Origin of the sequence: Paracoccus sp. MKU1 (genome assembly GCF_001447385.1) — a bacterium.
In the GTDB taxonomy this organism is placed as follows: Bacteria; Pseudomonadota; Alphaproteobacteria; order Rhodobacterales; family Rhodobacteraceae; genus Paracoccus.
In genome coordinates, this window is record NZ_LLWQ01000204.1 from 15,521 (window position 1) to 29,501 (window position 13,981).

Consider the following 13,981-nt stretch of genomic DNA (forward strand, 5'->3'; position numbering starts at 1 on the left):
ATTTGGGTCTGACCCCTACGCATCCCGCGACCGCGACCCCCGGCGAAACCCTGCTGGAATTTCACGACAACCGGCTGCTGATCGACCTCTGCGGCCCGCATGACCGCTACCTCGCGCGGATCGAGGAAGCGCTGAAGGTGCATATCCTGCGACGGGGCAACCTGCTCTCCGTGGTCGGCCCGGTCGAGGCCCAGGCCGAGGCGGCGCAGGTGCTGCGCGCGCTTTACGCAAGGCTGGAGCAGGGCCGCCCGGTCGAGTTGGCCGAGGTCGAGGCGGCGTTGCGCATGGGCAGCGAGACGGTGACCGAGGGACCGAGCCCGGCCGAACAACTGGAGATGTTCCAGACCGGCCCGATCGAGCTGCGCACCCGCAAGAAGACCGTCGAGCCGCGCACCGACGCGCAAAAGGACTATGTCCGCGCGCTTTTCGCCAATGAGCTGGCCTTCGGCATCGGCCCCGCCGGCACCGGCAAGACCTATCTCGCGGTGGCGGTGGGCGTGACCATGCTGATCGGCGGTCATGTCGATCGCATCATCCTGTCGCGCCCGGCCGTCGAGGCGGGCGAGCGGCTGGGCTTCCTGCCCGGCGACATGAAGGAGAAGGTCGATCCCTACATGCAGCCGCTCTATGATGCGCTGAACGATTTCCTGCCGTCTAAGCAGATGCAGAAGCTGATGGAGGAAAAGCGCATCGAGATCGCGCCCCTGGCCTTCATGCGCGGCCGCACGCTGTCGAACAGCTTCGTGGTGCTGGACGAGGCGCAGAACGCCACCACCATGCAGATGAAGATGTTCCTGACCCGTCTGGGCGAGGGCTCGCGCATGGTCGTGACCGGCGACCGCACGCAGATCGACCTGCCGCGCGGCGTGCATTCCGGCCTGGTCGATGCCGAAAAGATCCTCAAGGACATCAAGGGCATCAGCTTCAGCTATTTCACCGCCAAGGACGTGGTGCGCCATTCGCTGGTCGCCCGAATCATCGAGGCCTATGATGCCGAGGCCGAGGCGGCTCTGGCGCGGGGCGAGATCTTCGACGAACGCGGCCAGCGCATTCCGCGCCGCGAGCCGCGGCTGGCGAGCGGGGGAACGGCAAGCGGGGGGGCGGGCGATGCCTGACAGCGCCGATGCGCCCGAGGAGGCGCTGGAGATCGTCGATATCGTGCTGGAGGACGACCGCTGGGAGGATGCCGGCCTACCCGCCATGGCCGAGCGGGCCGCCCATGCGGTGGGTGAATGGCTGGACCTGGGGGCGTTCCAGATCGTGGTCATGGGCTGCGACGATGCCCGCATCGCCGCGCTGAACGCCGAGTTTCGCGGCAAGCCCAAGCCGACCAACGTGCTGAGCTGGCCGGCCGTCGAGTTCGAGTCGCGCTCCCCCGGCGCCCATCCCGAGCCGCCCGGGATCGAGGAACTGGGTGACATCGCCATTTCCTACGATACCTGCCAGCGCGAGGCCGAGGCGCAGGGTAAGCCCTTCGCCGATCACGCCACGCATCTTCTTGTCCATGCCATGCTGCATCTTGCAGGATATGACCATATCGACGACGAGGATGCCGAAACCATGGAGGATGCCGAACGCTCGATCCTGGGCAAGTTGGGCATCCCCGACCCTTACCTGGAACATGAGACATGAGTAACGACCGAAGTCCCGACACGCCCGTCTCCGCCGAACCCGCCTCATGGGCGGATGGCACAGGCGGGGACGGGCGTGACCTGCCGCAATCACGCGGCTTTCTGGGGCGCATCCTAGGCGCCTTCGGCGCCGGCGAGGCCGAGCCGGACAGCGCCGAGGCCCGCGACAAGGGGCCGGCCGCCGCCACGGCGGGCGTTCCCGGGATGGTCAACCTGCGGCGGATGCGCGTGGACGACGTGGCCGTGCCCAAGGCCGAGATCGTCGCCGCGCCGGTGACCGCCACCCTGCCGGAACTGGTCGAGATGTTCCGCGAACACGGCTTTTCCCGCATCCCGGTGTTTCGCGGCACGCTGGACAGTCCGCTGGGGCTGATCCACCTGAAGGATCTGGCGCTGAAATACGGCTTCGGCGCCAAGGTGCCCGTCAAGTTCGCCCTGCGCCCGATGCTGCGGCCGCTGCTTTACGTGCCGCCCTCGATGCCCATCGGCGTGCTTTTGCAGCAGATGCAGCAGAAGCGGATCCACATGGCGCTGGTGATCGACGAATATGGCGGCGTGGACGGGCTGGTCACCATCGAGGACCTGATCGAGCAGGTCATCGGCGAGATCGAGGACGAGCATGACGAGATCGAGGGCGGGCTGGTCATCCAGGAAAAGCCCGGCCAATGGCTGATCCAGGCCCGCGCCGCGCTGGAGGATGTCGAGGCCGAGACCGGATTGCGCCTGGCCACCGACGAGGAGGAGGAGGAGATCGACACGCTGGGCGGGTTGATCTTCATGCTGACCGGCCGGGTGCCGGTGCGCGGCGAGGTAATCCCGCATGAAAGCGGCGCCGAGTTCGAGATCATCGACGCCGATCCGCGCCGGGTCAAGCGGGTGCGCCTCCGCCTGCCGCAGCGCGAGGCGCCGCTGGAGGCCGGAGGCTAGGGCCCATCAGAGCCTGGCAAAGGCCGGGGCATGGGCGATGCGGCTGCCGGCGGGCAGCCGCGGCCCCAGCGCCATCAGATGCGGCCCGGCATAGGGCGAATCGAGATCGGCCGGCACGAAGCCGAAGCGGCCATAATAGGTCGGGTCGCCCAGAACGACGATGGTGTGGTCCTCGAAACCGGCAAGGGCGGCGCGGGTCAGCGCCTCACCGATACCGCGCAACTGCACGGCGGGATGCACGGCCAGCGGCGCCAGCGCCAGCGCCGGTCCCTGGGCCCTGAGTGGCGACAGGGCGACATGGCCGATCACCGTGCCCTCGGCCTCGGCCACCAGCGACAGCGCCAGGTCGCCCGCGGCGCGCAGCGCATCGACCAGCCGCGCCTCGGCAGGGCCATCGAAGGCACGGGTCAGCAGTTCGGCGACGGGCTGATGATCGTGGCGCAGCTCGGCGCGGATGCGGGGCATGACGTCCTTGCGCTCCAGCGCGCGGTCGATGCCGCGACTTTCGCGCCCCCAGCGGCTGTCCCTCAGCCGGTCGCGATGGGCCTGGAAGGCCGCCTCGTCGGCGTAAAGTTCGCTCAGCTCCCAGACCAGCGGGTCCTCGGCCTGGGCAAGGTCGAAGCGCAGATTGCCCGGTTCGGCGCGGCTCAGCTCGGCATGTTCTGTCAGTAGGTCCAGAGCCAGCAGCATCTGAGCGGCATCCTTGCAGATCAGCTGGCCGGCAATCGCGACCAGCGGCCGGTCCAGCCGGATCTCCTCGCCGGCGGCGACGATGGGTGGGGAATGATTGTGATGATGTCCGCAGGCGCAACTCATGGCGAATTCCTCGGTTGAATGTGGCGCAGCGACGGAGGATCCGGATGTGGCGATCGGCAGCGCCAAGCGCATGCATCCCGTTCCCGAACCCGTTAGCTGCGATAACCTATCGGGCGACATCGGGCGGGCTTTGTCAATTTGCGCGGTGCATATTGTTGCGGCGAGACGGGATTTCCCGCACCGCGTTCGGCAAATGAAAAGGGCGGCGCATCGGCCGCCCCATGGGTCATTCCCACTCGATGGTGCCCGGTGGCTTCGAGGTGATGTCATAGGTGCAGCGGTTGATGCCCTTTACCTCGTTGATGATCCGCGTCGCGGTCTCGCCCAGGAACTCATGGCTGAACGGATAGTAATCCGCTGTCATGCCATCGACCGAGGTCACGGCGCGCAGCGCGCAGGCATAGTCATAGGTGCGCCCGTCGCCCATCACGCCGACGGTGCGCACCGGCAGGATGGCGACGAAGGCCTGCCAGATCTCGTCATAGAGCCCGTGCCTGCGGATCTGATCGATGAAGACCGCATCGGCCTTGCGCAGGATCTCCAGCTTGTCGCGGGTGATCTCGCCCGGGCAGCGGATGGCAAGGCCCGGACCGGGGAACGGATGGCGACCGATGAATTTTTCCGGCAGGCCGAGTTCGCGGCCCAAGGCGCGGACCTCGTCCTTGAACAGCTCGCGCAGCGGCTCGACCAGCTTCAGCCCCATCTTCTCGGGCAAGCCGCCGACATTGTGGTGGCTCTTGATGGTGACCGAGGGGCCGCCCGAGAAGCTGACCGATTCGATCACGTCCGGGTAAAGCGTGCCCTGCGCCAGGAATTCCGCGCCCTCGATCTCGCTTGCGTATTTCTGGAACACGTCGATGAACAGCTTGCCGATGGTCTTGCGCTTGACCTCGGGGTCGCTGACGCCCTCCAGCGCCGACAGGAACAACTCGCTTTCGTCGGCATGGATCAGCGGGATATTGTAGTTGTCGCGGAACATGGTCACGACTTCCTCGGCCTCATTCAGCCGCAAGAGCCCGTGATCGACGAAGACGCAGGTCAGCTGGTCGCCGATCGCCTCGTGGATCAGCACGGCGGCGACCGAACTGTCGACGCCGCCCGACAGCCCGCAGATCACCCGCTTGGTCCCGACCTGCTCGCGAATCTTGCGGATCGCCTCTTGCCGATAGGAGGCCATGGTCCAGTCGCCGGAAAAGCCCGCCATGCGGACGAAGTTCTCCAGCATCCGGCGGCCGTTCGGGGTGTGATGGACCTCGGGATGGAACTGCACGGCAAAGAACTTGCGCGCCTCGTCCGCGATCATGGCGAAGGGGGCATTGGGCGAAGTGCCGATCACCTCGAAGCCCGGCGCAAGCTGGGTGACGCGGTCGCCATGACTCATCCAGACTTCCTCGCGGCCGGTCTCGAACAGGCCGGAGAAGATGCCGTCGCCCTTGTGCCCTTCGGCCGGGGCGATGAAGGCGCGGCCGTATTCGGCATGATGGCCCGATTCGACGCGGCCGCCCAACTGCTCCATCATCACCTGCTGGCCATAGCAGATGCCGAAGACCGGCACGCCCATGTCGAACAGGCTCTGCGGCGCACGCGGCGAATCCGCCTGGGTGACCGATGCGGGGCCGCCCGACAGGATCACGGCCTGCGGGGCGAAGTCTTTCAGGAAGGCGTCATCGACCGCGTTGAACGGGTGGATTTCGCAATAGACGTTCAGCTCGCGCAGGCGGCGCGCAATCAGCTGCGTGACCTGGGAGCCGAAATCGATGATGAGAAGGCGCTGATGCTGGGTCATGGCAAGGCTTTAGGCTGCGGCATGGCGCTGCGCAAGGGGCAGGTGCGGGTGCCCGCGGCGAGCTCGCATGGGTATTTGGACAACGGAGAAGAGGCGGGTGCCGGCTACCCGGAAGCGAGGATGATAAGGACAAGGTTCCTGGCGACTTCTTCGTTGTCCAAATACCCATGCGGCGGTGCCGCCGAGCCGGTCAGCGCCAGAGAATCCCCAAGGCTTCGACCGGGTCCGGTTCCGACCAGATCTCGGCGCCAAGCGCGATGAAATCGGCGACGGGGGCAAGCTGGCCGATCAGCGCCGGGCTCAGGGCACCCTCGGCGACGACGGGGATCTCGATCATCTCCGACCACCATTGGAACAGCTCCAGCGGCGCGGTCTCGCCATGGCCGAGCACGGTGGCGCCGCAGGGGCCGAAGCTGACGTAATCGGCCCCCGCCTCGGCCGCATTCATGCCGTCATGGCGCGAGGCGCCGCAGAAGGTGCCAACAATGGCGTCCTGGCCCAGCTCCTTGCGGGCATGGCGCACGCCGCGCGCGCCATTGGTCAGATGCACGCCGTCCAGCCCGTGGCGTTGCGCCAGTTGCACATGATCCTCGATCACCACCGCCACGTCTCGGGCATGGGCGATCTCGCGCGCGAGATCAGCGATGCGGCCGAGCTCTTCTTCGGTGCCGGCGCCCGGGATGCGCAGGCAGGCGATGGGAAAGCGGTCCATGACCTCGGCCAGCATCGGCCCCAGCGTCGAGGCGGCCGCGCCGACCGGGGTGATCAGGTAGAGTTGCGGCGAATTGGGCTGGTCTGTCATGGCGCTGTCATCCTCGTGTTCCGCAAGCAGATAGCGCAGCGCCGCGCGCCTTGCCAGTAGGTCTGCGGAAGGTTATGGCCGCGCGCATGGAACCGGCGATCATTCTCGTGCGCCCGCAGATGGGCGAGAACATCGGCGCGGCGGCGCGCGCCATGCTTAACTTCGGCCTGGCCGACATGCGGCTGGTGGCGCCGCGCGACGGCTGGCCGAATCCGCGCGCCGTGGCCATGGCCTCGGGCGCCGCCGGCCGGGTGCTGGACCGGGCGCGGGTCTTTGCCACCCTGGCCGAGGCGATGGCGGATGTGGATTACGCCTATGCCACCACCGCGCGGGGGCGCGAACTGACCAAGCCGGTGCTGGCCCCGGCCACGGCCATGGCCGATGCCCGCGACCGGGTCGCGCAGGGCGGCCGGGTCGCGGTGATCTTCGGCCCCGAGCGCGCCGGGCTGGAGAACGAGGACGTGGCCCGGGCCAATGCCATCATCACCGTGCCGGTCAATCCTGATTTCCCCTCGCTGAACCTGGCGCAGGCGGTGCTGCTGACCGGCTATGAATGGGCGCGGGACAGCCTGCCGCCCCAGCCCGCCCCGCAGGGTCGCCGTCCCGATGGCGAGGTTCTTGCGACGCGGCTCGAGATCGAGCGGCTTGCCGATCATTGGGAGGAGCGGCTGGCCGAGGCCGGCTTCTTCTTCCCGCCCGAGAAGGCGCCGGCGATGCAGCTGACGCTGCGCAATCTCTGGTCGCGCCTGCCGCTGACGCGCGCCGATACGCGCATCTTCCACGGCATGCTGCGGCAATTGATCCGTCGCGGCTGATTGATTTCCGGGCGCGCGCGGGCCAAGGTCGCGCCCGATCGAGAAGGAAGCTGACATGGCAAGACGTCCCGTCTTTCAGGAAGTCACCGAGACGACCCCGCGCAGCACGCCACCCGCTGGCGGCATGATCGATGCCGGCCCCAGGGGCGCGCGCGGCGCGATCCGCATCTGGCTGATCGTGCTGTTCGTCATGGTCGCGGCGATGATCGCGCTTGGCGGCGCGACGCGGCTGACCGGCTCGGGCCTGTCGATCACCGAATGGAAGCCGGTGACCGGGGCGATCCCGCCCATGGACCAGGCCGCCTGGCAGGCCGAGTTCGACAAGTACCGGCAGATCCCGCAGTTCCAGCTGGTCAATTCCGACATGGACCTGGCGAGCTTCAAGCGGATCTACTGGTGGGAATGGTCGCACCGGCTGCTGGGCCGGCTGGTGGGGCTGGCCTGGGCGGCGGGCTTCGTCTTCTTCCTGGCCACCAGGCGCATTCCCGTTGGCTGGACGCCGCGACTGCTGTTGCTGGGCGTGCTGGGCGGCGCGCAGGGCGCCATCGGCTGGTGGATGGTGCATTCGGGACTGTCGGGCGAGATGGTGCGCGTGGCCTCCTATCGGCTGGCGACGCATCTGGGACTGGCCTTTGCCATTCTCGGCCTGATCGCCTGGTACGCTTTGGCGCTGTCGCGGTCCGAGGCGGCGCTGTTGCGCGCCCGCCGGGCGGGCGAGGCGAAGCTTTTCTCGATGACCACCGGGCTCATGCACCTGGCCTTCGTCCAGATCCTGCTGGGGGCGCTGGTCGCGGGGATCGATGCCGGGCGCATGTATACCGGCTGGCCGACCATGGGCGGCGAATGGATTCCGGCCGAGATCTGGGACGCGACGCTGGGTTGGCGCAATTTCTTCGAGAACCCGGCGCTGGTGCAGTTCATCCATCGCATGACCGGCTATCTGCTGGCGGCTTTCGCGGTGGTGGTGTTCCTGCGTGCCCGGCGCTCGCCGCATCCGGTGACGCGTGGTGCCTATGTCGCGATGCTGGCCGCCTTGGCCGTGCAGGTGCTTTTGGGCATCATGAACGTGCTGCATGCCTCGCCGCTGCCTTTGGCACTGGCGCATCAGATCGGTGCCGTGGCACTGTTCACGCTGATCCTGCGCGCGCGCCACCATGCGCGCTATCCTTTTGAAACCTCGGTCCGGGGGACTGTCCGATGAGCGCTTTCGACGATCTTCTCGCCTTCCAGCGCCAGACCGAGGCGTTGTCCTCGGTCGCCGAGCGGCTGGCCTGGGACCAGGAAACCGTGATGCCTCGGGGCGCCGTCGAGCAGCGCGCCGAGGAAATGGCGGCGATGGAATCGGTGCTGCACGAGCGCCGCACCGATCCGCGCCTGGGCGAATGGCTGGACCAGGCCGAGCCCGAGGATGACGAGGATGCCCGCGTCATCGAGCTGATCGCCCGCGACTATCGCCGCGCCTCGCGCATCCCGTCGCGCTTGGCGACGGAACTGGCACGGCAGACCTCGCTGGCGCAGGGCATCTGGGCCGATTCCCGTGCCAAGGACGCGCCCGAGGATTTCCTGCCGGTGCTGAACGACATCCTGATGCTGAAGCGCGAGGAGGCCTCGGCGCTGGCCGATGGCGGCGATCTTTACGACGCGCTGCTGGACGATTACGAGCCCGGCACCACCCAGGCCGAGATCGCGGCGCTGTTCGACGCCATGCGGCCGCGGCTGGTGGCGCTGCGCGAGGACGTGCTGGGCGCCGCGTTCCAGCCCGAGCCGCTGGCCGGGCATTTCCCGCAGGAGACGCAGCTGCGCCTGGCGCGAACCTGCGCCACCGCCTTCGGCTATGACTGGACGCGCGGCCGCATGGACATCGCCGTGCATCCGTTCAGCTCGGGCCGCTGGCAGGACAGCCGCATCACCACGCGGGTGGTGGAGACCGATCCGTTCAACTGCCTCTATTCGACCATCCACGAGGTCGGGCATTCCAGCTATGAGCTGGGCATTGACAGCGACTATGCCTTCACGCCCCTGGGCCGTGGCGTCTCGATGGGCGCACATGAAAGCCAGAGCCGGATCTACGAGAACCAGCTCGGCCGCAGCCGTGCCTTTACCGGCTGGCTTTACCGGCGCATGTCGGATGCCTTCGGCGGGCTGTCGGTGCCCGATGCCGATGCCTTCTACGCCACCGCGAACCGCGTCACCCCCGGCTTCATCCGCACCGAGGCCGACGAGGTGCAATACAATCTGCACATCATGCTGCGCTTCGACCTGGAGCGCGAGCTGATCGCCGGCCGGCTGGATGTCGAGGATCTGGTGGAGGCCTGGAATACCCGCTTCCTGCGCGATTTCGGGGTGGCGGTGGATCGGCCGGCCAATGGCGTCCTGCAGGACGTGCATTGGGCGGTGGGGCTGTTCGGCTATTTCCCGACCTATGCGCTGGGGAACGTCTATGCCGGCTGTCTGCATGCCGCGCTGCGCGCCGCGGTGCCGGACCTGGACGAGGCGCTGGCGCGCGGCGAGGCCGACCCGGCGGTCGAATGGCTGCGCGAGAACATGCAGCGCCATGGCGGGCTTTATCCGCAGCGCCAACTGATCGAACAGGCGACCGGTGCCGATGTCGGCGAAGGGCCGCTTCTCGACTACCTGGAAGAGAAATTCTCGGCCATCTACCGGCTTTGAGGCCGGGGAGTATTTGTGAAACGGTGAAACCGGCGGCCGGGCGCGAGGGCGGCCGGTCTTTCCAAGCCGGGCGTTTTCCTGTATCAGGCGTCGATCCCAAGGACAGCACGGCATGAGTGACCCAGCCAGCAAGCCCGCCCCGGCGGTGAAGAAGCTTTTCATCAAGACCTATGGCTGCCAGATGAACGTCTATGACAGCCAGCGCATGGCCGAGGCCATGGGCGCCGAGGGCTATGTCCTGACCGACAACCAGTCGGACGCCGACATGGTGCTGCTGAACACCTGCCATATCCGGGAAAAGGCGGCCGAGAAGCTTTATTCCGACCTGGGGCGGCTGAAGCCCCTGAAGGCGGACAGGCCGGATCTGAAGATCGGTGTCGCTGGCTGCGTCGCCCAGGCCGAGGGCGAGGAGATCCAGCGCCGCATGCCCATCGTCGATCTGGTGGTGGGGCCGCAGGCCTATCACCGGCTGCCGGCCATGGTGCGCGCGGGCAGGGGCGTCGATACCGAATTCCCGGCCGAGGACAAGTTCGAGCATCTGCCGAAGCCCGCCGCCACGAGGCGCGCGCCGGCGGCCTTCCTGACCGTGCAGGAGGGCTGCGACAAGTTCTGCGCCTTTTGCGTCGTGCCCTATACGCGGGGGGCCGAGGTGTCGCGCCCGGTCTCGCGCATCCTGGCCGAGGCGCGCGACCTGGTCGCGCGGGGCGTGCGCGAGATCACGCTTCTGGGTCAGAACGTCAACGGTTGGCATGGAGAGGGGCCGGAGGGGGCCGAATGGGGCTTCGGCCGGCTGATCCGGGCGATCGCGGAAATCGACGGGCTGGACCGCATCCGCTATACCACCAGCCACCCGAACGACATGGCCGACGACCTGATCGCGGCGCATCGCGACGAGCCGAAGCTGATGCCCTATCTGCACCTGCCGGTGCAGTCGGGTTCGAACCGGATCCTCAAGGCGATGAACCGCAAGCATACGGTGGACCAGTATCTGCGGCTGATCGGGCGCATCCGCGAGGCGCGGCCCGACATCATGCTGACCAGCGATTTCATCGTCGGCTTCCCCGGTGAGACCGACCGGGACCATCAGGATACGCTGGATCTGGTGCGCGCGGTGAATTTCGGCACCGCCTTCAGCTTCAAGTATTCGCCGCGCCCGGGCACCCCGGCCTATGAGCGGCCGGAGGTCGAGGGCGCCGTGGCTGATGCGCGCCTGCAGGAATTGCAGGCGTTACTGACCAGCCAGCAGAAGGCGGCGCAGGAGGGCATGGTCGGGCGCGAGCTGGGCGTGCTGTTCGAAAAGCCCGGCCGCAATCCCGGCCAGATGGTCGGCAAGTCGGACTATCTGCACGCGGTCTTTGTCGAGGCGCCGCAGGCCAAGGTCGGCGATCTGGTGCGCGTGCGCATCACCCATAGCGCGCCGAACTCGCTGGCTGGAGTGCTGGCGGCCTGAAGGCCGGAGCCGGCGCTGGCGCCGGCTGGCGAGGGCGCTGCGGCGGTCAGACCGTGTCGAGGTAAAGCTCGACGGTTTCCTCGTCCGAAAGCTCGGCCATGTAGTGCAGTTCCTGCCGCTTGGTCATCACGAAATTCTCGATCAGATGCGCGGGGAAGATGCGCTTGATCTCGGGCGAGGCCTCGAAGGCGCCGATGGCCGCGCCCCAGCTGCCGGGAAGCTGTTCCAGCCCCAGCTCATAGGCATTGCCCTTGATCGGCGGCGGCGGTTCGGCCCGATCCTCGATGCCGTTCAGCGCCGCGCCCAGCACCGCCGCGACCGTCAGATAGGGGTTCACGTCGCCGCCCGCCACGCGATGCTCGATCCGTCGCGCCTTGGGGCCGGAGGAGGGGATGCGGATGGCCGAGGTGCGGTTCTCATAGGCCCAGCCGATGCCGGTCGGCGCATGGGCGTTCGGCACCAGCCGGTCATAGCTGTTCTCATGCGGCGCAAACAGCAGGGTCGAGCCGGGCATGGCGGCAAGGCAGCCGGCCACGGCATGGCGCAGCACCTCGGACCCTTCCTCGCCGCCATTGTCGAAGACGTTGCGGCCCTGCCGGTCCAGCACCGAGAAATGCATGTGCATGCCCGAGCCGTTCCATTCCTCATAGGGCTTGGCCATGAAGGAACCGGCAAAGCCGTAGCGCCGCGCCAGCCCCTTGACCAGCAGTTTGAACAGCCAGGCGTCGTCAGCGGCCTTCAGCGGATCGGCCTGATGCATCAGGTTGATCTCGAACTGGCCGGGCGCCGCCTCCGAGATGGCGGTATCGGCGGGAATGTCCATCGCCTCGCAGGCGTCGTAGAGCGCGGTGAAGAAGCGGTCGAAGGCGTCGAGCGCGCGCAGGGACAGCGTTTCCGCCCCCGTGCGGCGCTTGCCGGAGCGTGGGCTGGGCGGCACCCGCAACTGACCGCCCGAATCGTCGATCAGGAAGAACTCTAGTTCGGTCGCGACAACCGGGGTCAGGCCCGCGGCCTGGTAGCGTTCGACCACCCGGGCCAGCGCCTGGCGCGGATCTCCCTCATAGGGGCGGCCGTCCAGATGGAACATCCAGATCGGCAGAAGGCCGGTGGGCGCCTCCAGCCAAGGCATGGGCATGAAGCCGCGTTCGGTCGGCAGAAGCAGCCCGTCAGGGTCGCCGGCCTGAAAGACCAGCGGGCTGTCCTCGATATCCTCGCCCCAGATGTCCATGTTCAGCACCGAGAACGGGAATTTCGTGCCCTCGGTCAGGATCTTGTCGGCAAAGCGTGCCGGAACCCGCTTGCCGCGCGCGACGCCGTTGAGGTCGGCGGCTGCGATGCGGATGGTCTTGACGTCGGGATGCTCGCGCAGCCAGTCCATGGATCACCTGATGAGATTGGGCCTGTATCGGATCTTCTTCGCCGCGCCGGGAAGGTGGCGGTTCAGCCGGCGGTTCACCATGCCGAACAGCGCGATCAGGCAGATGGTCAGCAGCACGAAATAGCCCGCCACGATCGGATAGGCGATGAAGGGGTTGAAGGTCTTGTCGGCGAAGTAATTGGCGTAATAGAGTGCGTCGCCCCGCTGCTGAAAGGCCGGAAAACCGGAAAAGAACACCAGCGTGGTGGCGTGGAACAGGAAGATCGCCTCATTGGTATAGGCGGGCCAGGCGAGCCGCATCGCGGTTGGCCAGACCACGCGGCGATAGCGGGTCCAGCCGGCCATGCCATAGGCATCGGCGGCCTCGAGCTCGCCCTTGGGCAGATTGCGCAGCGCGCCATAGAAGATCTCGGCCGAATAGGCGGCGGTGTTCAGCACCAGCACCAGCAGCGCGCCGGCCCAGGCCCGGGTCATCCAGCTGGTCTGCACGGTGATGCCGAATAGGTCGATGCCGGCGCGCGGCAATTGCACCAGCATCTCGTAGGCCAGGAAGAACTGGATGAACAGCGGGCTGCCGCGGAACAGGAAGATGAACCATTCCGCCGGCTTGCGGGCCCAGGGATTGCCGCTGGCCTTGGCCACGGCCAGCAGGTTGGCCAGAAAGAAGCCCAGAAACACCGCCAGCGCCGCGAAATAGACGTTCCAGATTAGGCCCGAGCCGATCAGCGTGAACTGCTCGCACAAGGTGAAGCCGCTGCGCGGCAGCAACCGCTCGCCGATGCCGAGGGCGCGCAGCCCGTAATCCTGGATGGTTTGTAGGCATTGGTTCATGGCGCGGCCTTTCGCATCGCCTCGCCGGCGGCGGTGGCCTGGCCGCGCGACAGCCTTGCCCGGATGCGGTCGAAGAACCGCTCGGAGCCCCAGGTCATCAGCAGATAGAAGACCAGGATGGCCAGGAAATAGTAAAGCCGCCAGTCGGGATGCGGATAGGCATAGGCGCGGGTCTTGGCGCCGCCCAGCTCGCGCGCCCAATAGACGATGTCCTCGACCCCCAGCACGAACAGCAGCGGTGTGGCCTTGATGAGGATCATCCACAGATTGGCGAGGCCCGGCAGGGCATAGGTCCACATCTGCGGGATCAGGATGCGCCGGTTCACCTGGCGCGGGCTCATGCCATAGGCCTCGGCTGTTTCCAGCTGGGCGTGCGGCACGGCGTTCATCGCGCCATGCAGCACATTGGCCGCGAAGGCGCCGAAGACCACGGCAAAGGCGATCACCGCCAGGAAGATGCCATAGGCCTGATGCACCCATTCCGGCGAGGTGGAGAGCGGCAGCTTGGCGGCGGCGCAGACGATGAACTCATTGCCCTGCCGCACCGGCACCGAAGGGTCGCAATAGACGCGCGAACGCAGCCATTCGAAAGCCTGGTCCAGCGCGATGGGCACAAACAGGAAGAAGATGATGTCGGGCACGCCGCGCACCATCGAAGTGTAGATGCGGCCGAACCAGCGCACCCCCGCGATGCGCGAGCGGGAGGCCATGGCTCCGCCGAAGCCGAACAGCAGCGCCACCGGCGCGGTGATGGCCAGAAGCAGCAGCACCGTGCCGAAGCTGGCATAGAACAGCATGTGGTTGCCGGTCGTCAGATAGCATGACAACCAGGCAAGCCCGTCCAGGGCAGAGGGGTCGGTGCAATAGGAAAACAT

At 67.1% G+C, this 13,981-nt stretch carries 13 protein-coding genes; 7 read left to right on the plus strand and 6 right to left on the minus strand.

From position 1 onward, the window contains the following. Positions 1-2 precede the first annotated feature (2 nt). The 3 genes from AQY21_RS19645 to AQY21_RS19655 are packed head-to-tail and all read left to right on the plus strand — an operon-like array spanning position 3 to position 2,558. The gene (locus AQY21_RS19645) at positions 3-1,115 is read left to right on the plus strand and encodes a PhoH family protein (protein ID WP_058099294.1); all 1,113 of its coding nucleotides are present in this window, start codon (positions 3-5) and stop codon (positions 1,113-1,115) included. Next, the gene (gene ybeY, locus AQY21_RS19650) at positions 1,108-1,632 is read left to right on the plus strand and encodes an rRNA maturation RNase YbeY (protein ID WP_082658187.1); all 525 of its coding nucleotides are present in this window, start codon (positions 1,108-1,110) and stop codon (positions 1,630-1,632) included. Before AQY21_RS19645 ends, ybeY begins: the two co-directional genes overlap by 8 nt. Then, positions 1,629-2,558 carry a CBS domain-containing protein gene (locus tag AQY21_RS19655; protein ID WP_058099295.1) on the plus strand — a complete coding sequence of 310 codons (930 nt, stop codon included), beginning with the start codon at positions 1,629-1,631 and terminating at the stop codon, positions 2,556-2,558. The genes ybeY and AQY21_RS19655 overlap by 4 nt, the downstream gene beginning before the upstream one ends. Before the next feature lie 6 nt (positions 2,559-2,564). Here AQY21_RS19655 and AQY21_RS19660 read toward each other — a convergent pair whose 3' ends face one another. The 3 genes from AQY21_RS19660 to AQY21_RS19670 form a co-directional block, all read right to left on the minus strand. Further along, positions 2,565-3,374, minus strand: coding sequence for a GNAT family N-acetyltransferase (locus tag AQY21_RS19660; protein WP_058099296.1), 810 nt, complete (start codon positions 3,372-3,374; stop codon positions 2,565-2,567). A gap of 226 nt (positions 3,375-3,600) precedes the next feature. Continuing rightward, the gene (gene guaA / locus AQY21_RS19665; protein WP_058099297.1) at positions 3,601-5,160 is read right to left on the minus strand and encodes a glutamine-hydrolyzing GMP synthase; all 1,560 of its coding nucleotides are present in this window, start codon (positions 5,158-5,160) and stop codon (positions 3,601-3,603) included. A 190-nt stretch (positions 5,161-5,350) separates the two neighbouring features. After that, positions 5,351-5,962, minus strand: a complete 612-nt coding sequence (locus AQY21_RS19670) for a thiamine phosphate synthase (protein WP_058099298.1) — start codon at positions 5,960-5,962, stop codon at positions 5,351-5,353. Positions 5,963-6,036: 74 nt separating this feature from the next. Between AQY21_RS19670 and AQY21_RS19675 the strand changes: the two genes are divergently transcribed. The 4 genes from AQY21_RS19675 (at position 6,037) to miaB (ending at position 10,897) form a co-directional block, all read left to right on the plus strand. Continuing rightward, positions 6,037-6,777: an RNA methyltransferase gene (locus AQY21_RS19675; protein WP_058099299.1), complete on the plus strand. Its 741-nt coding sequence runs from the start codon at positions 6,037-6,039 to the stop codon at positions 6,775-6,777. Between the two features lie 55 nt (positions 6,778-6,832). After that, a complete protein-coding gene (ctaA, locus tag AQY21_RS19680; RefSeq protein WP_058099300.1) occupies positions 6,833-7,978 on the plus strand; it encodes a heme A synthase in 1,146 nt (381 codons plus the stop codon). Continuing rightward, positions 7,975-9,447: a carboxypeptidase M32 gene (locus tag AQY21_RS19685; protein ID WP_058099301.1), complete on the plus strand. Its 1,473-nt coding sequence runs from the start codon at positions 7,975-7,977 to the stop codon at positions 9,445-9,447. Before ctaA ends, AQY21_RS19685 begins: the two co-directional genes overlap by 4 nt. Before the next feature lie 112 nt (positions 9,448-9,559). Further along, positions 9,560-10,897: a tRNA (N6-isopentenyl adenosine(37)-C2)-methylthiotransferase MiaB gene (miaB, locus tag AQY21_RS19690; protein WP_058099302.1), complete on the plus strand. Its 1,338-nt coding sequence runs from the start codon at positions 9,560-9,562 to the stop codon at positions 10,895-10,897. Between the two features lie 46 nt (positions 10,898-10,943). Here miaB and AQY21_RS19695 read toward each other — a convergent pair whose 3' ends face one another. The 3 genes from AQY21_RS19695 to AQY21_RS19705 are packed head-to-tail and all read right to left on the minus strand — an operon-like array spanning position 10,944 to position 13,981. Next, entirely contained in the window at positions 10,944-12,275 is a 1,332-nt protein-coding gene (locus AQY21_RS19695) for a glutamine synthetase family protein (protein WP_058099303.1), read from the minus strand. 3 nt (positions 12,276-12,278) lie between these two features. Then, on the minus strand, positions 12,279-13,106 hold the full coding sequence (locus tag AQY21_RS19700) for an ABC transporter permease (RefSeq protein ID WP_058099304.1): 828 nt from the start codon (positions 13,104-13,106) through the stop codon (positions 12,279-12,281). After that, complete coding sequence (locus tag AQY21_RS19705) at positions 13,103-13,981, minus strand: ABC transporter permease (RefSeq protein ID WP_058099305.1); 879 nt, start codon at positions 13,979-13,981, stop codon at positions 13,103-13,105. Before AQY21_RS19705 ends, AQY21_RS19700 begins: the two co-directional genes overlap by 4 nt.